This is a genomic window from Ruegeria sp. SATB027 (assembly GCF_059613825.1).
Window position 1 is genome coordinate 65,218 of sequence record NZ_JBXWTH010000047.1, and the last position, 16,026, is coordinate 81,243.

The window sequence follows — 16,026 nt, forward strand, 5'->3', positions numbered from 1 at the left end:
CATGAGACTGAAACTCGTACCCCAGAACACCTCGTTCGATTTTTTCAGTCGCTGGAAAATCTGGCTTGGAATTTCCGGTCTGATGATGGTGATCGCGTTCACCTCATTTCTGCTGCAGGGGCTGAATTTCGGGATCGACTTCCGGGGCGGCACCACGATCCGGACCCAAAGCACGCAAGCAATCGACGTGGGTGTTTATCGCGATGCTTTGTCTCCGTTGCAACTGGGTGACGTCACCATCACCGAGATTTTTGATCCAAGCTTCGGTCCCGATGAAAATGTCGCGATGATCCGTATTCAGGCTCAGGAAGACGCCGAAGCGGTCACTGCAGACGTGATTACCCAGGTCGGCGAAGCGCTGGCTGCCGCAGACCCCGGACTAAAACTGCCCTTTGAAAGTGTCGAATCCGTTGGCCCAAAAGTGTCGGGCGAGCTGATCCAGACAGCTGTCATCGCGGTTGTCTTGGCCATCGGTGCCGTTCTTGTCTACATCTGGCTGCGCTTTGAATGGCAGTTTGCACTGGGGGCAGTTGCCGCATTGGTGCACGATGTGATCCTGACCATCGGCATCTTCTCGGAACTGCAAATCCGCTTCGATCTGGCGATCATCGCGGCGCTGCTGACCATCGTCGGCTATTCGCTGAACGACACGGTTGTCGTCTTCGACCGGGTGCGCGAGAATCTGCGGAAATACAAAAAGAAGGACCTGAAAGAGGTTCTGAACGTATCGATCAACGAAACCCTGAGCCGAACGGTGATGACCTCGGTCACAACTTTACTGGCGCTGATCTCGCTTTATCTGCTGGGTGGGGACGTCATCCGCGGATTTGTCTTCGCGATGATCTGGGGTGTCGTTGTCGGGACCTATTCGTCGGTCTTCGTGGCTTCGACCATCCTGCTTTGGCTGGGGGTCAAGCGCGACTGGTCCAAACCGTCGAATACGGCGGGCAACCAGTTTGCCAATATTGATGCCTGAGGCTCTACAACAGGCCTTGGCTCTACCGGGCCTCACTTGGCTGATCCTTACCATCGGAGCCGCGGGACTTGTCCGCGGCTTCACAGGTTTTGGCACCGCGATGATCTTTGTGCCGGTGGCGACCCAGTTCCTTCCAATAGCGGATGTGGTCTTTCTGATGGCCGCCACCGGTATTGCATCAACCTTTGCCTTGGCTCCGCAGGCGTGGCGGGATTGTGACAAGGTCGAAATCAGCACTCTGGGCTTTGCCGCAACGATAACCGTTCCGCTGGGGCTGTGGATCATGGTGCAGGTGGACTCGGTTGCGCTGCGCTGGGTTGTTTGCAGCATTACCGGTCTGACCCTGCTGGCCGTGGTTACCGGCTGGCGGTGGGAGGGTAAACTGGGACTGCCCGGACGTCTCGCCATCGGCGGCAGCGCAGGCGTTGTCGGCGGCATGACCGGGCTGACCGGTCCGGTTGTCATCGTGTTTTATCTGGCCAGTTCCACCGACGTACGCAAGATTCGTGCCAATACCATCATTTTTCTGGCATTGCTGGACGTTGTCATCGTTTTCAACATCCTCATCAGCGGTGCCGCAGATTTGTCGATCCTATGGATTGTCCTGCTGCTGTGCGTGCCTTATCTGATCACTACGCTTATCGGCAAGGCATTGTTCGACCCGAAACTGGAACGGATCTACCGCCTCGCGGCCTATTCGGTCATCCTGATTGCGGTCATTTCCGGACTGCCGCTTCTGGATTGAAGAAGGGACATCATGCGTCTGAATCAGATTACTTTTACAGATGCCAAACCCATAGACGGTTATGGCCCCGGTTTTTTTCGAATTGGTGGCGATGTCTTCCACGGCGCTGTCCTGACAGGCCCGGCAGGCCCGGCAGAGTGGGGCGGCTATGACGACCGACACCCCCTTCTGGACCTGGCGGGCAGAATCGACGTCCTGCTTATCGGCACGGGCGCAGACATGGCCCACATCCCCCAATCGCTACGGGTTGAGCTGGAAAATGTCGGACTTGGTGTTGAAATCATGAACTCCCCCGCCGCCTGCCGCACCTACAATGTGCTGCTCGCCGAAGGTCGCCGCATCGCACTTGCCCTGATCCCTGTCTGACGGGATTCTCTTCATCTGGCCAAAAATATCCCGGGGAGTGTGAGGGGCTGGCCCCTCACTCCGACATGTGTCAGCTGTGGTGCGCTGGCATCCTGCGGCAAATCTCGCCTTTTGCCCCTGCGGACAATCCGCTAAGCGGGTCCCATGACTTTGACTGTAACAGATCTGTCGATCACACGTGGCGGTGTTCCCGTCCTAGAGGGCCTCAGCTTTCAGCTGTCGCCGGGCAAGGCTCTGATCCTGCGGGGCCCAAACGGGATCGGCAAAACGACGCTTCTGCGCACGTTGGCTGGCTTGCAGCCTCCGCTGGAAGGCAAGATCGAAGGGGCCGAGGACCGGATCGCCTACGCGTCCCATTCGGACGGGCTCAAACCGACATTGTCGGTGACTGAAAACCTGACATTCTGGGCAGCGGTCTTTGGTACATATGACATCCAGCCGGCGCTGGACGCTTTTGAGTTGAACGAACTCGCCGACCGTCACGCCGGCAATCTGTCGGCGGGCCAGAAACGGCGGTTGGGGCTGGCGCGGATGCTGGTCACAGGGCGGCCAATCTGGATGCTGGACGAGCCGACCGTCTCGCTGGACAGGAACGCGGTGCAAATGTTTGCCGATGCGGTGGGGGCACATCTGGGGCAGGGCGGGTCAGCCCTGATCGCCACCCATATCGACCTTGGCCTTGATGGCGAGGTTCTGGACGTCGGTCCTAACAAGGCCAAACCCAAACCCATCGACGATTTCGACGGAGGTTTCCTGTGATCGCCCTGTTGCTGCGCGACCTGAAACTGGCTTTCCGCGCAGGCGGCGGGTTTGGGCTGGGTCTGGCCTTTTTCCTGATCGTGACTGTGATGGTGCCATTTGCGGTGGGGCCGCAATCCTCGCTGCTGTCCACGATTGCGCCCGGTGTGCTCTGGCTGGGGGCCTTGCTGGCCTGCCTTCTGTCGCTTGACCGCCTGCTGGCACTGGACTGGGAAGACGGCTCGCTCGATCTGCTGGCCACGGCACCGCTGCCGCTTGAATCGGTTGTCACAGTCAAGGCGCTGGCCCACTGGCTGACCACTGGTCTGCCGCTGGTTCTGGCCGCGCCGTTTCTGGGTGTTCTTTTGAACCTGCCGATGCCGGGGTTTTTCTGGCTGGTGATCTCGCTCCTGATCGGTACCCCGGCCATGAGCGTCATCGGGACATTTGGTGCTGCGCTCACCGTTGGTCTGAAACGTGGCGGGCTATTGCTGTCGCTTCTGGTGTTGCCGCTTTACGTCCCCACCCTGATTTTCGGGGCCGAAGTTGCCCGGCGTGGAGCAACAGGGATGGAAGTGCAGACGCCACTGCTGATGCTGGCCGGGATCACGGCGGCAACCATCGCATTGTTGCCCTTTGCCAGCGCTGCCGTGCTACGTATCAATCTGCGGTGAACCGCGACAAGTTTGATGGATGTCAATTGAGAACCACCCCAACTCGGACTAGATAGGGCCCATGTCAATCGCAGCCAAAGCCAACGCCCTCTGGGAATATGCCAACCCGCGCAAGTTTCTTGAAACCAGCGAACGGGTCCTGCCGTTTTTCTGGATCGTCTCGATCCTCTGCATCGTTGTCGGTCTGACCTGGGGCTTTTTCTTTACACCGGACGACTACAAGCAGGGGTCGACGGTCAAGATCATCTATCTGCATGTTCCGGCGGCCCTGATGGCGATCAATTGCTGGCTGATGATGCTGGCCACCTCATTGGTCTGGCTGGTGCGTCGCCACCATGTCAGCGCGCTTGCGGCACGGGCTGCTGCACCGATCGGGATTGTAATGACCCTGATTGCGCTGCTGACGGGGGCCATCTGGGGACAGCCCATGTGGGGCACATGGTGGGCCTGGGATCCGCGCCTGACATCGTTCCTGATCCTGTTTCTGTTCTACCTTGGCTATGTCGCCTTGTGGGAAGCTATCGAAGATCCGGATACCGCGGCCGATCTGACCTCGGTTCTGTGTCTTGTTGGGTCGGTCTTTGCGATCCTCAGCCGGTATGCGGTGAATTTCTGGAATCAGGGCCTGCATCAGGGCGCATCGGTCATGCGGGCCGGGGCCGTTACCGGGGCGGATACGGAAGAGAAAGTCAGCAATGTCTTTTTCTACCCTCTGCTGGCCTGCATCATCGGATTTGTTCTGCTGTTCATCGCCTTGGTGTTGTACCGCACCGGAACGGAAATTCGCGCCCGTCGTATTAAGGCGTTACAGGCACGGGAAAGGGTGGGCGGATGATCCCCGATCTTGGAAAATATGCAGACGCTGTTTTGTCGTCTTATGCCGTTTCCATTGCCCTTATCGTGGTACTGGTTGCGTTCAGCGTGATGCGCGGGCGCAAGGTGCGTGCGGAAATGGAAAAGGTCGAACAGAGGATGTCGCGCAATGGCTAAAATCTCGCCCCTGATGATTGCGCCACCTCTGATATTTGGCGCATTCGCGGTTCTCGCAGGCATCGGCATGTTTCGCGAAGATCCCAACGCTTTGCCCTCGGCCCGTGAAGGCCAACCGGCGCCGCCCGTGGTTCTAACCGAGTTTCCGGGAAAGACCCTTTTCGACGACGAAACGCTGCGGGACGGAGAGGTCAAGCTGGTCAACTATTGGGCCAGCTGGTGCGCCCCATGCCGCGTCGAGCACCCCAATCTCGAAGCGCTGGCAGTTGAAGGCATCCCTGTTTATGGCATCAACTACAAAGACAAGCTGAGCAGTGCCGAGGCTTTTCTGGCTGATCTTGGCGATCCTTACGTCGCCATGGGCCGCGACGAACAGGGCCGCATGGCGATTGATTGGGGTTTGTACGGTGTTCCCGAGACCTACGTGATCGACGGTGATGGAACTATCATTCTGCGCTTTGCAGGCCCGATCACGCAACGTGTCATCGAAAGCACCATCCGGCCTGCGCTTGAGAAAGCGGCAGAGTAGGGTCTTTCAACCTCTGGTTCAGGCGAGCTGGTAGGTTTGGAAATCCTGCTCGACCTCAAGAAAATCGTTGATTCGCAGAAAATCGCCTTTGTCGGCACGCCAGTTCAGGTAGGCTTCAAGCGCGTCGGGGTTTTCCCAGATGTGAACAACGACTTGTTCGTTGTTTGCGGGCGAGAGCAGAAGATAAGCGGCACGACATCCGGGGAATTTTCGGGTTTCGGCAACCAGATCCCCGATCAGTTTGGCAAGCGCCGCGAATTTCCCCGGCAGGGGCGTGGATTTGACAATGACGACTTCCTGCATACGCGTCTCCGGTTTTTGTAGCAGGGTCAAGGAATCCACTTAAAAATGCGTGAACGGGATACTGAAATACAGAAAAGGAAAGGGCGCCCCGCAGGCGCCCCTGTCATTTGTCCAGACCGGTTAGGCTTAGTTGGCCTTCGCCAGATTCCTCAGCACGTATTGAAGCACACCGCCGTTTTCGATGTATTCGATCTCAGGCGCGGTATCGATCCGGCATTTCAACTGGATGGTCGTCTCAGCCCCATCTGCGTAGGTGATGGTGCAGGGCACGTCCTGCAACGGCTCGACCGTATCCAGCCCGTGAATTGAGACGGTTTCGTCCCCCTTCAGACCCAGAGTTTTGCGGGTATCTCCACCGGTGAATTCGAACGGGATCACGCCCATGCCAACCAGATTGGACCGGTGGATACGCTCAAAGCTCTCGGCGATTACGGCCTTGACGCCCAGCAGCGCCGTGCCCTTGGCCGCCCAGTCGCGGCTTGAGCCCGCGCCGTATTGTTCGCCGCCGAACACGACCAGCGGGGTGCCATTGGCCTGATAGGCCATCGAGGCATCGTAGATCGACGTCTGTTCGCCATCCGGACCTTTGGTGTATCCGCCTTCAACTCCGTCCAACATCTCGTTCTTGATGCGGATATTGGCGAAGGTGCCGCGCATCATGACTTCGTGATTGCCCCGCCGCGAGCCATACGAGTTGAACTCGCGCGGCTGAACCTGACGGTCGGTCAGGTATTTGCCCGCCGGCGTCGTTGTTGCAAATGATCCCGCAGGTGAGATGTGGTCGGTGGTCACCATGTCGCCCAGAATGGCCAGAACTTTGGCGCCTTCGATGTTCGAGATCGTGCCCGGTTCCGCTCCCATACCCTGGAAATAGGGCGGGTTCTGGATGTACGTCGATGTTGGCGGCCAGTCATAGGTTTCCTGTTGCGGAACCTCGACGCTTTGCCATTTCTCATCCCCCTTGAAGACTTCCGCATATTTCGACTGGAACGCTTCGCGGGTTACGGTTGCTTCGACCAGTTCCGCGATTTCGCTTTGGGTTGGCCAGATGTCCTTCATGAAGACGTCGTTGCCATCCTTGTCCTGACCGATGGGCTCGGACGTCAGATCGATGTCGAGCGTACCTGCCAGCGCATAGACAACAACCAACGGCGGCGAAGCCAAGTAGTTTGCGCGGACATCCGGTGAGATACGGCCTTCGAAGTTCCGGTTGCCGGACAGAACCGACGTGGCGACCAGATCGCCCTCGGCAATGGCTTCCGAGATTTCTTTCTGGATCGGGCCCGAGTTGCCGATGCAGGTGGTGCAGCCGTACCCAACAAGGTTGAAACCGACCTTGTCCAGATCTTCTTGCAGTCCAGCGGCCTCAAGATAAGCAGATACAACCTGCGAACCGGGTGCCAGCGAGGTTTTAACCCAAGGTTTGCGGTTCAGACCCAGAGCTGCGGCTTTGCGAGCCACAAGGCCTGCACCGATCATCACGTAAGGGTTCGATGTGTTGGTGCAGGAGGTGATCGAAGCAATTACAACCTTGCCCGACTCCATGGTGTAGTCTTCGCCCTTGACGGCGACTTCCTTGCCCATGGGGCGCTTGAAAGTCTCTTTCATTTCCTTGGTGAAAGCGGCCTTGGCATCGATCAGCGCGACGTAGTCCTGCGGGCGTTTCGGGCCTGAAATTGCAGGAACGATTGTGCCCATGTCCAGTGATAGGGTGTCAGTGTAGATCGGCGCATATTCCGGGCCTCTCCAGAACCCGTTTTCCTTGGCATAGGCTTCGACTAGCGCGATGCGGTGCTCTTCGCGGCCGGTGTTGCGCATGTAGCGCAGGGTTTCGCCGTCGATCGGGAAGAAGCCGCATGTCGCGCCGTATTCCGGCGCCATATTGGCGATGGTTGCACGGTCAGCCAGCGGCAGGCGGTCCAGCCCTTCGCCATAGAATTCGACGAATTTGCCCACCACGCCCTTGGCGCGCAGCATTTCGACAACCTTCAGAACAAGGTCCGTACCGGTGGTGCCTTCGACCATCGAGCCGGTTAACTCAAAACCAATCACCTCGGGGATCAGCATCGAGATCGGCTGACCCAGCATTGCGGCTTCGGCCTCGATCCCGCCAACGCCCCACCCCAGAACGGCCATGCCGTTGACCATGGTGGTGTGGCTGTCAGTGCCAACCAGTGTGTCGGGATAGGCAACTTCTTCGCCGTTCTGATCGGTGTCAGTCCAGACAGTCTGTGCCAGATATTCCAGGTTCACCTGATGACAGATACCGGTGCCGGGAGGCACAACGCGGAAATTATTGAACGCGTTCTGACCCCATTTCAGGAACTGATAGCGTTCCATGTTGCGCTCGTATTCGCGGTCGACGTTCATCTGGAACGCACGCGGGTTCCCGAACTCGTCGATCATGACCGAGTGGTCGATAACCAGATCGACCGGGTTCAGCGGGTTGATCTTCTGTGCGTCGCCGCCCAGGCCTTTGATTCCGTCGCGCATGGCGGCCAGATCGACCACCGCAGGAACACCGGTGAAGTCCTGCATCAGCACACGGGCAGGGCGGTACGCAATCTCGCGCGGGTTCTTGCCGCCATTGGCACCCCATTCGGCAAATGCTTTGATGTCATCGACCGAGACCGAAAAGCCGCTGTCTTCAAATCGGAGCATGTTTTCCAGCACGACTTTCAACGCGGCAGGAAGGTTGGAAAAATCACCCAAACCGGCCTGCTGTGCGGCGGGGATCGAATAGTAGGAAATGGATTTGCCATTCACGTTCAGGCTGCGGCGTGTCTTGGCGGTATCCTGTCCGACTTTAATGGGCATCGGGTGGCCTCCCTTCTCAAATGACTTGGATTTCGGGCATCGCTGAATGTTATCTGCATCACCCAAGCCGCTGGTTCAAGGTTCAATGACACTGGATTTGCATTTTTGTATACCATTGCACACATATGAGCGGAGAATTGCAAGTACCGCCCTCAAGAAACGTTGATTGGCGGTTGAAGGGCAAAACGGCTATCCCAGAGAACACCCGCTTTATCCGAGAGTTTTTATGTTCAGACCCGCTGCTTTGACCGCTCTGATATCCTGCCTGCTCGCCACCCAGTCCATGGCCGGTGAGGATCCTGTGGTGGTTGAGCTGTTCACCTCACAGGGGTGTTCGTCTTGCCCGCCGGCGGACCGGATTATGCATGAGCTGGCGAAACGCGACGATGTCATCGGGCTGGCGCTGCATGTCGACTATTGGGATTACATCGGCTGGAAGGACGAATATGCCGATCCTGATCACACGCTCCGGCAACGGGCTTATGCCCGCGAAAACGGAAAATCCATGATCTATACGCCCCAGATGATCATTAATGGTCAGCACGATATTGTCGGCGCTCAGGCTCAGGAGCTCGACCGTCTGATTGATGCGCATCTAAAGGCCGCCCCCGAGGCAGCGGTGACAGCAACCCGAGACGCTGACGAAGTGACCGTGAATGTGACGCCTGTAGAATTGCCCGAAGGTGAGACCTATGACGTGCGTATCGTTCAGTATTCGCCTCTGCGCCATGCCTCGATCCGCCGTGGTGAACTAGCCGGGCGAGAATTGGATTATGCCAATGTTGTCGAGACCTGGCAGATTGCGGGCCGGTGGGATGGGCAAACGCCGCAGACATACTCGGCGCAGCTTGAACCAGGCTTGCCAGCCGTCGTGCTTGTGCAAAGGGCCGGTCACGGGCCAATAGTTGCCGCGTCTTGGGCCAAGTGATCAGGGCATGTCGTCCGGTTGAACACCAAGCCCGTTCCAGCTTTTCCAACGCCGATGGATCCAGAACCACTGTCCCATATGTTGCCGCACGATCTGTTCCAGATCGTCATTGGTGAACTGAGTCATCGTCTTTGGGTCCGTGTGCGGAACGGGATCATGCAGGATGATTTCAAAGTCGATGCCATTAGGCTGGCGCACGGCATAGCACGGTATCAGTACGGCCTTGTACTTGATGGCCAGCTCTGCGTTCAGCACGGATGTCACGGCAGGCTTGCCAAAGAATGTCAGCTCTTCGCCCCCCAGCGCATGCAGGTCGGACACGATGGCAATGATTCCACCGTTCTTGAGTGACCGGACCATTTCGACCATACCACGCCGCCCCTGTTCAAACATCGGCGCGCCGGTTTTGTAAAAAGCTTCGACATAGGCGTCGTTGAAATAGGGATTGGCCATCCGCCGGTAGAGGCATCCAATCGGCTTGCCGCTGTGTTTCTGCAGGGCAACACGAGCGGCCAGATAGTGACCGAAATGCGCAGTGATCATCATCACCGGGCGCCCTTCGGCAATCGCTGCATCAAACGCAGCAATACCCGGCCCGGATATCTTGGCGTTCACCTGACGTTCGATGAAACCTTCGGGTGAAAAATGCTCCATAATTGCCCGACCGGCATTATCCGACACGTCACGATAGATCTTTGTGATCTCGGCGTCAGACAATTCAGGGCAGGTGAGCTTTAGATTCCGGCGGACACGGGTGCGAAATCCAACGACGGGTGCAAGGGTTTTCATGATTGCACCCATGGTTGCTATGCGCCTTTCATAAGGAAGCAGGCGCATAGCGCCGATGATTCCCTGCAGGAACAGATTGGCGACATAGTATTTTCCAAGCTCAAACCGGCTGAGCTCCGACTTTTCGACGGGCATGGAGGTGTCTCACCGCGTGTTGCGAAATGTTGCCTCAGACATACAACCCGGTACCCGTAACCTCAAGCACTCTGGCGAAATGGCTGCCCTAACGATCTGGCGGGTGCGCCTGTTCCTGCCTCAACCCGTGCTTTCGTCGTCTTCCTTTTCAATCAGCGTAATTGTTCCGGCGTCAGACAAGGTACGAACCGCCCCAACGATCTGGGTCATGGCATCTTCGGCCTCAGATTGCTTGACCCGCCCGCGTTCCGCGATTTCCTCGCGCAGGTTTTCTGCCATGCGGGAGGAGATATTCGACAGCAGAAACTCGACAGATGCCTTGTCATCATCCGCGGCGGCACCAGCAAGGGCCGCGACCAGAACAGGCTGATCGACTTCCCTCAAGATGGCTGGAACATCACGGGGCGAAATCCGGCTGGAGATATGGGCGAAGGTAAAGATCGAGCGGCGCACCAGATCGGCAAAATCGGCGTCGTCCTCATCCAGCGCGTTCAGCAGGTCGTCGCGCGTGGCGGACGCAGACTGGTTCAGAATCGCACCCACACGCGCGCCCGGACCGTCATTGAAGGCCTGAACAGGCCGCTGATCCAGCTGAGCAGCCAGTGACCAGCCGATCCGCTCAACCGCTTCGGGCGTGACATTTGCTGTTTTCGAGATTGCGTAGGTGATCCGCCGCGCCACCGGACCCGGCATGTGGCCCAGCATCTGCGCCGCCTGTGCCGTATCCATTTTTGAAAGCATCACAGCGGCCACTTCAGTGCTTTCCGCCTGTGCCATGGCCGCAAGGTCCTGGGCCGGAATGTCGCGCAACCTTTGCCAGGGATCACCGATCTGGCGAACTCCGGCAACTTTGCGCAAACGCGCCGCTGTTGCGGGCGTGATCTTTCCGCTGACGGCATCCAAGGCTCCGGCAAGCCCATGTGGAAAGGCCAGACCGACATTGTCCAGGGCTTCGCTGAATTCCTGTGCCACAGCACCCAGAGTCACCCGGTCCACAAGGCCCATTTCCCCCAATTGGTGTGTCAGTTTTTCTTGCAGGTCATCGGGAAGTTCCTCCAACGGAAGATCGGCACCTTCGTTCAACAACAGGCGCACGACGACAGCTGCCTTCTGACGGCTGGTCAAAGATCGGGGAACAAGGCGCGGGTTGTCGCTACCCTCTGCGGAAAACGGGGCCGAAGCCCCTTGAACCGTTTGAATTAATGCGTTGGTGTTCTGCATCTGCCTGTGGAGCCAAAGTTTTCGAACCACAGGCAGATTAGAGAGAGTCGGGTTAAATAACCCTGAACCTCAATAGCTGTATGTCAGGCCCGTTCGGATCGCTTCGCGCAGCGACGCCTCGGCCCATGTGCCTTCGCCGCCGCGGGCCTTTATTTCACGCCATTGCTCGATCGCCAGATCGGTTCGGCCTTCGGACACAAACCCCTGCGCCATGTAGCTGCGCGCCAATAGATTGTCTGGGTTGGCATTGATCGCGTTTTGATAAAAGACATTTGCCAGTTCCAGCTCGCCCATTTTGCGATAGGTGAAACCCCAATAGGTCAGGACACGATCGTCCTCCTGATCCATGATGCGCAGAATGTCCTGAGCGTGCCCGTATTGCCCGTCATAAGCCAGTTCGCGGACCGCATTATACAGCTGATCATCGGTCAGGTTAGTCTTGTCGGGTTTGACGCATTTTCCACGGGTTTCATCATATACACGGCCGAACAGGCATTTCTTGGTCGTATTCGTAGGTTTCGGCGGGCTGCTGCTGTCACCGCCTGCGGCATGGACAGCTGGCGCGAAGGCAAAGGCTTGCAAGGCAAGGGCAGAAGCTAACAAAAGGCGCATTTCTTTACTCCGTTCTCGGGGCTCTTATTGAAATCATAGTGTGATCTACAAAAAAGCTAACAGTGGAACGGTCGCTTTTATTCACGAACTGGACAAAAATTGTCAGCTGTTGACAGATTTCGCGCAGCTTTTTGTTTCAGTATCCCAGGCCGTACCGGGTGCGCAGGATTGGGTCTGTTTGGAATGCTCTTCGCAGGCAAGCCCGACCGAGGCCACAAGAACCAGTGCCAATGCGCTTAGGAGTGTTCGGATCATGATGTTTCCCTCGTATGGAAAAAGCACATGCAGGATACCGCATTTCTGTTGATCTGGCAAAAAGCAAGGGGTGCCCTGCATGTGGCAGAGCACCCCCGGCTAACAGACTGAAAAAATATCCGTTATTCCCCAAATACGCGCGCAAAGATCGTATCGACATGCTTGGTGTGATACCCGAGGTCGAATTTCTCTTCGATCTCCGCAGGGCTGAGTGCGGCAGTTACATCAGCATCCGCCAACAGTTCCTCCTTGAAGTCGGTGCGGTGTTCCCAAACCTTCAACGCGTTGCGCTGTACCATGGCATAGGCGTCCTCACGGCTGACACCTGCCTGGGTCAGGGCCAGCAGAACCCGCTGGCTCATAACAAGGCCTGGGAACTTGTTCATGTTTTCCAGCATGTTTTCCGGGAAGATCAGCATTTTGTCGACCACACCTGTCAGGCGGGCCAAGGCAAAATCCAGCGTGATTGTGGCATCCGGACCGATCATGCGCTCGACAGATGAATGCGAGATGTCGCGTTCGTGCCAGAGCGCGACATTCTCCATCGCCGGTATTACGGCCGCGCGGACCATGCGCGCCAGACCGGTAAGGTTCTCAGTCAGCACCGGGTTTTTCTTGTGCGGCATCGCCGAAGAGCCTTTCTGGCCCATCGAGAAGAACTCAGCCCCCTCCAGTACCTCGGTCCGCTGCATGTGGCGGATTTCGATGGCGATGTTCTCGATGCTGCTGGCGATGACGCCCAGCGTTGCAAAAAAGGCCGCGTGGCGGTCACGCGGAATGACCTGCGTGCTGATCGGCTCAGGCACCAGACCCAGCTTGTCACATACATGTTCCTCGACTTGCGGGTCGATATTGGCAAAGGTACCAACCGCGCCGCTGATCGCTCCGGTGGCGATTTCTGCACGTGCATCGCGCATCCGGGACAGGTTGCGGTCCATCTCGGCGTAGAAGCGGGCAAAGGTCAGACCCATGGTTGTCGGTTCGGCGTGGATGCCGTGGCTACGTCCGATACGAACCGTGTTCTTATGTTCCATCGCGCGGCGCTTGAGCGCGGCCAGAAGCCCTTCAAGGTCGCCAATCAGGATGTCGGCGGCGCGGGTCAGCTGTACGTTGAAACAGGTGTCCAGCACGTCCGAGCTGGTCATGCCCTGATGCACAAAACGCGCCTCTTCACTGCCGACATGCTCTGCAAGATGGGTCAGGAAGGCGATAACGTCATGCTTGGTGACGGCCTCGATCTCGTCAATGCGGGCGACATCGAATTCCACATCCTTGGCTTTCCAGACGGCTTCGGCATTTTCACGCGGGATCACGCCCAGATCCGCCATGGCGTCGCACGCGTGCGCCTCGATCTCGTACCAGATGCGGAACTTGGTCTCGGGCGACCAGATGGCAACCATGTCGGGGCGGGAATAACGGGGAATCATAGGCGACGGCACCTTTTTTGCAGATTGGATGAGGCGTTGGCGCGGGGTTTAGCCGCGTGCGGGGTAGGGAACAAGATGCGAGAGCGTATATGAGACGGTTTGCCCTGATTCTTGCTGTTTGTTCGGGCTTTTCAGCAGCAGACGGGTTCGGAAAACTGTCCTGCAAAGGATATGGCAAGGCAGTGACGGGCAGGGTTCCGCAATAAGGCAAGTTTTGGGCCTGCAACTAGGTCTCACCGGATCATGCCGCCAGTTGGGGTGGATACCCGTCTTGCCCTTGCTGCCAAGCGATGCTGGACAAACAGCGCTTTGACAGTTCAATCTGATCGGAAGGAAATAACCAGGTTATTGAGATATGCGATTTTTATCATGTTCTATACTTGCCCTCTGTGGTGCGTTTTGGGTCGGCGCAGCTGCACCAGCACTGGCTGACACACCCGTGATATACACCGATGAAGGCCAATCGCTCTTTCGGTTTGACGTACCAGACTTCTGGGTCCTTCGTACCGGCGGCCCGCGCGAGATTGAGGATACCGAACTGGGCGATGCCCGTGCGGTCGCGCGGGTTATGGGGTTCCGGCCGGTGACAGACGACGCGGTGTGGATGGGTTTCGTATCACCTGCGGGTGTTGGAACAATTCAGGGCGGCGTCCGGTACTTGCAGGATATCGACAAGTTTCTGGTCAAAGACCCTACGACGACCAGCACCAGCGATACCCGTATCGGCGGATTGCCAGCCCGCGTGTTTCGGGGCACCGGGCACCGGGACGGCAAGGGAGTAAGCTTTACCGCCACCGTCATTGACCTTCCGCAAGGCCGGGTTGCCATCGCAGTTGCTATTCTGCGGGACGGGGCAGACCCGAGTTATGCAGGTGATCTGAACGCCGTATTCGCGTCGTTCCGGGCACTTCAGTGAGGGAGGGGGCGATGAGCATTAGACTGATCAAACGGATGTCCCTTACGCTGGGGTTTGGGATCGCGACTTTGACGCTGTCGGCCTGCGACGGTGTGACGGTTGGGGTCGGGTACGGGTATGACCCGTTTTACGACTCGATGCTGTGGAACGACTACTACCATGATGTTAATGTGGATATTGACGTTGATCGTCCCAACCGACCTGATCGACCAGTGCGCCCCGAGCGTCCGAAACCGCCTGTTGCCAAACCTCCCGCGCGCCCGCGCCCACCTGTCGCGCGTCCGCCGGTTGCCCGCCCGCCCATTCATCGACCGGGCCCGCGACGCTAAGGAACAAAAGGCCGCCTGTCAGGCGGCCTTTCTTATGAAAGAAGCTCGGTCGTAATGTGGGCCGAGCCTTCGAGCGTCCGGTGAACCGGGCACTTGTCCGCAATCTCAAGCAAACGTTGCCTTTGCTCCTGATTCAACGGGCCGCTCAGGCGGATTTTCCGGCGAAACTGGTCCACCTTGCCATCATTCACCAATCCGGCATCCTGTGCGTGAACCTTGTCATGACACACATCGACGCTGACATTTGTCAGGGGCCAGCCTTTGCGCCGGGCGTACATGCGTATTGTCATCGATGTGCAGGCCCCCAAACCGGCCGAGACAAAGCCATAAGGCGACATGCCCTTGTCCGTACCGCCATAAGATGCGGGCTCATCCGCGACCAGATGGTGGTTTGGACCGGCCTGAATATCCTGCATGAACCCGCCCGGATCTGCTTCGGTTATGCGCACAACGCCCTCTGGCGCACCCGGTGGCGGAGCGGGTGGGCACAGTTTCACATAGCGTGAAACCCAAGCGGCAATAACATCCGCTGCATATTCGGCGTCAGAGGCGCGCGTGATCAGATGATCGGCGTCGTCGAGAGTTACAAAGCTTTTGGGGTGTTTCGCGGCCAGAAAGATCGCACTCGCATTGTCGATGCTGACCGTTTCGTCGCGTGGGGCATGAAGGATCAACAGGGCAGCTTTGAGGTCGGCGATTGCAGATGACAGGGCCGATTTGGCAATGTCGTCCACAAAAGCTTTGCCGATGCGGAAGGGGCGACCACCCAGAGAGACCTCAGCACTGCCATCCTCTTCGATCTGAGGCAACGCGGCCTCAAAGTGATGCGACACATGGGCGGGGTCCGACGGTGCACCCAATGTCACGACGGCTTTTACAGTGGGAATACCTGCCCGCGCCCGCAACACCGCCGCGCCCCCAAGCGAGTGGCCGATCAGCAGGGCAGGCGCCATTTTTCGACCAGCCAGATATTGCGCGGCTGAAATCAGATCCTCGACATTCGAAGTGAAGGTCGTATTGGCAAACTCGCCTTCGGAATGGCCCAGTCCGGTGAAATCGAACCGCAGCACCGCAATGCCCATGGCAGCCAGTCGGGCAGAAATGCGCCGGGCGGCCGGGATATCCTTGGAGCAGGTAAAGCAGTGGGCGAACAGGGCCGTTGCCAGCACCGGTCCGTCCGGCAAATCCAGTCGCGCCGCCAATTGGCTGCCGTCATGTCCGGCAAAAGTGATGCGTTCCGTGGGCATGTCGGCTCCTTGAATGGTACGGGGGAACA

At 57.8% G+C, this 16,026-nt stretch carries 19 protein-coding genes; 11 read left to right on the top strand and 8 right to left on the bottom strand.

What is annotated here, in order from left to right; all coding sequences use genetic code 11:
* Window position 1: 1 nt before the first annotated feature.
* From secF to AC2FPW_RS14010, 8 genes are all read left to right on the top strand, one after another.
* The gene (gene secF, locus AC2FPW_RS13975) at window positions 2-976 is read left to right on the top strand and encodes a protein translocase subunit SecF (RefSeq protein ID WP_496814185.1); all 975 of its coding nucleotides are present in this window, start codon (window positions 2-4) and stop codon (window positions 974-976) included.
* Window positions 969-1,721, top strand: coding sequence for a sulfite exporter TauE/SafE family protein (locus tag AC2FPW_RS13980; RefSeq protein WP_496814186.1), 753 nt, complete (start codon window positions 969-971; stop codon window positions 1,719-1,721). The genes secF and AC2FPW_RS13980 overlap by 8 nt, the downstream gene beginning before the upstream one ends.
* A gap of 12 nt (window positions 1,722-1,733) precedes the next feature.
* A complete protein-coding gene (locus tag AC2FPW_RS13985) occupies window positions 1,734-2,087 on the top strand; it encodes an Mth938-like domain-containing protein (RefSeq protein ID WP_480480338.1) in 354 nt (117 codons plus the stop codon).
* Window positions 2,088-2,231: 144 nt separating this feature from the next.
* Complete coding sequence (gene ccmA, locus AC2FPW_RS13990) at window positions 2,232-2,846, top strand: heme ABC exporter ATP-binding protein CcmA (protein ID WP_480480340.1); 615 nt, start codon at window positions 2,232-2,234, stop codon at window positions 2,844-2,846.
* Window positions 2,843-3,499 (top strand): heme exporter protein CcmB, encoded by a 657-nt coding sequence (ccmB, locus tag AC2FPW_RS13995; RefSeq protein WP_267366838.1) that lies wholly within the window; start codon window positions 2,843-2,845, stop codon window positions 3,497-3,499. Before ccmA ends, ccmB begins: the two co-directional genes overlap by 4 nt.
* Window positions 3,500-3,560: 61 nt before the next feature.
* Window positions 3,561-4,334: a heme ABC transporter permease gene (locus AC2FPW_RS14000; RefSeq protein WP_267366837.1), complete on the top strand. Its 774-nt coding sequence runs from the start codon at window positions 3,561-3,563 to the stop codon at window positions 4,332-4,334.
* A complete protein-coding gene (ccmD, locus tag AC2FPW_RS14005; RefSeq protein ID WP_480480344.1) occupies window positions 4,331-4,489 on the top strand; it encodes a heme exporter protein CcmD in 159 nt (52 codons plus the stop codon). Before AC2FPW_RS14000 ends, ccmD begins: the two co-directional genes overlap by 4 nt.
* Window positions 4,482-5,018 (top strand): DsbE family thiol:disulfide interchange protein, encoded by a 537-nt coding sequence (locus AC2FPW_RS14010; protein WP_496814188.1) that lies wholly within the window; start codon window positions 4,482-4,484, stop codon window positions 5,016-5,018. The genes ccmD and AC2FPW_RS14010 overlap by 8 nt, the downstream gene beginning before the upstream one ends.
* An 18-nt stretch (window positions 5,019-5,036) precedes the next feature.
* On the opposite strand, the gene AC2FPW_RS14015 is transcribed toward AC2FPW_RS14010, so the two are convergent.
* Together AC2FPW_RS14015 and acnA are read right to left on the bottom strand one after the other, a co-directional pair.
* Entirely contained in the window at window positions 5,037-5,321 is a 285-nt protein-coding gene (locus tag AC2FPW_RS14015; protein WP_480772868.1) for a putative quinol monooxygenase, read from the bottom strand.
* A 126-nt stretch (window positions 5,322-5,447) separates the two neighbouring features.
* A complete protein-coding gene (acnA, locus tag AC2FPW_RS14020) occupies window positions 5,448-8,138 on the bottom strand; it encodes an aconitate hydratase AcnA (protein ID WP_496814190.1) in 2,691 nt (896 codons plus the stop codon).
* Window positions 8,139-8,364: 226 nt separating this feature from the next.
* Between acnA and AC2FPW_RS14025 the strand changes: the two genes are divergently transcribed.
* Complete coding sequence (locus tag AC2FPW_RS14025; protein WP_496814192.1) at window positions 8,365-9,066, top strand: DUF1223 domain-containing protein; 702 nt, start codon at window positions 8,365-8,367, stop codon at window positions 9,064-9,066.
* On the opposite strand, the gene AC2FPW_RS14030 is transcribed toward AC2FPW_RS14025, so the two are convergent.
* From AC2FPW_RS14030 to purB, 5 genes are all read right to left on the bottom strand, one after another.
* On the bottom strand, window positions 9,067-9,990 hold the full coding sequence (locus AC2FPW_RS14030) for a lysophospholipid acyltransferase family protein (RefSeq protein WP_480584910.1): 924 nt from the start codon (window positions 9,988-9,990) through the stop codon (window positions 9,067-9,069).
* A 120-nt stretch (window positions 9,991-10,110) separates the two neighbouring features.
* Window positions 10,111-11,211: a flagellar motor switch protein FliG gene (locus AC2FPW_RS14035; protein ID WP_496814194.1), complete on the bottom strand. Its 1,101-nt coding sequence runs from the start codon at window positions 11,209-11,211 to the stop codon at window positions 10,111-10,113.
* A 69-nt stretch (window positions 11,212-11,280) separates the two neighbouring features.
* Complete coding sequence (locus AC2FPW_RS14040; protein WP_496814196.1) at window positions 11,281-11,823, bottom strand: tetratricopeptide repeat protein; 543 nt, start codon at window positions 11,821-11,823, stop codon at window positions 11,281-11,283.
* A gap of 102 nt (window positions 11,824-11,925) precedes the next feature.
* A complete protein-coding gene (locus AC2FPW_RS14045) occupies window positions 11,926-12,078 on the bottom strand; it encodes a hypothetical protein (protein WP_480504699.1) in 153 nt (50 codons plus the stop codon).
* A gap of 122 nt (window positions 12,079-12,200) precedes the next feature.
* Window positions 12,201-13,505 carry an adenylosuccinate lyase gene (purB, locus tag AC2FPW_RS14050; protein WP_480584903.1) on the bottom strand — a complete coding sequence of 435 codons (1,305 nt, stop codon included), beginning with the start codon at window positions 13,503-13,505 and terminating at the stop codon, window positions 12,201-12,203.
* Window positions 13,506-13,944: 439 nt separating this feature from the next.
* Here purB and AC2FPW_RS14055 point away from each other — a divergent pair, with 439 nt between their 5' ends.
* Together AC2FPW_RS14055 and AC2FPW_RS14060 are read left to right on the top strand one after the other, a co-directional pair.
* On the top strand, window positions 13,945-14,421 hold the full coding sequence (locus tag AC2FPW_RS14055) for a hypothetical protein (RefSeq protein WP_496814197.1): 477 nt from the start codon (window positions 13,945-13,947) through the stop codon (window positions 14,419-14,421).
* A gap of 11 nt (window positions 14,422-14,432) precedes the next feature.
* On the top strand, window positions 14,433-14,750 hold the full coding sequence (locus AC2FPW_RS14060; RefSeq protein ID WP_480898126.1) for a hypothetical protein: 318 nt from the start codon (window positions 14,433-14,435) through the stop codon (window positions 14,748-14,750).
* A gap of 32 nt (window positions 14,751-14,782) precedes the next feature.
* Here AC2FPW_RS14060 and AC2FPW_RS14065 read toward each other — a convergent pair whose 3' ends face one another.
* Window positions 14,783-15,997 (bottom strand): bifunctional alpha/beta hydrolase/OsmC family protein, encoded by a 1,215-nt coding sequence (locus tag AC2FPW_RS14065; protein WP_496814199.1) that lies wholly within the window; start codon window positions 15,995-15,997, stop codon window positions 14,783-14,785.
* Window positions 15,998-16,026 lie beyond the last annotated feature (29 nt).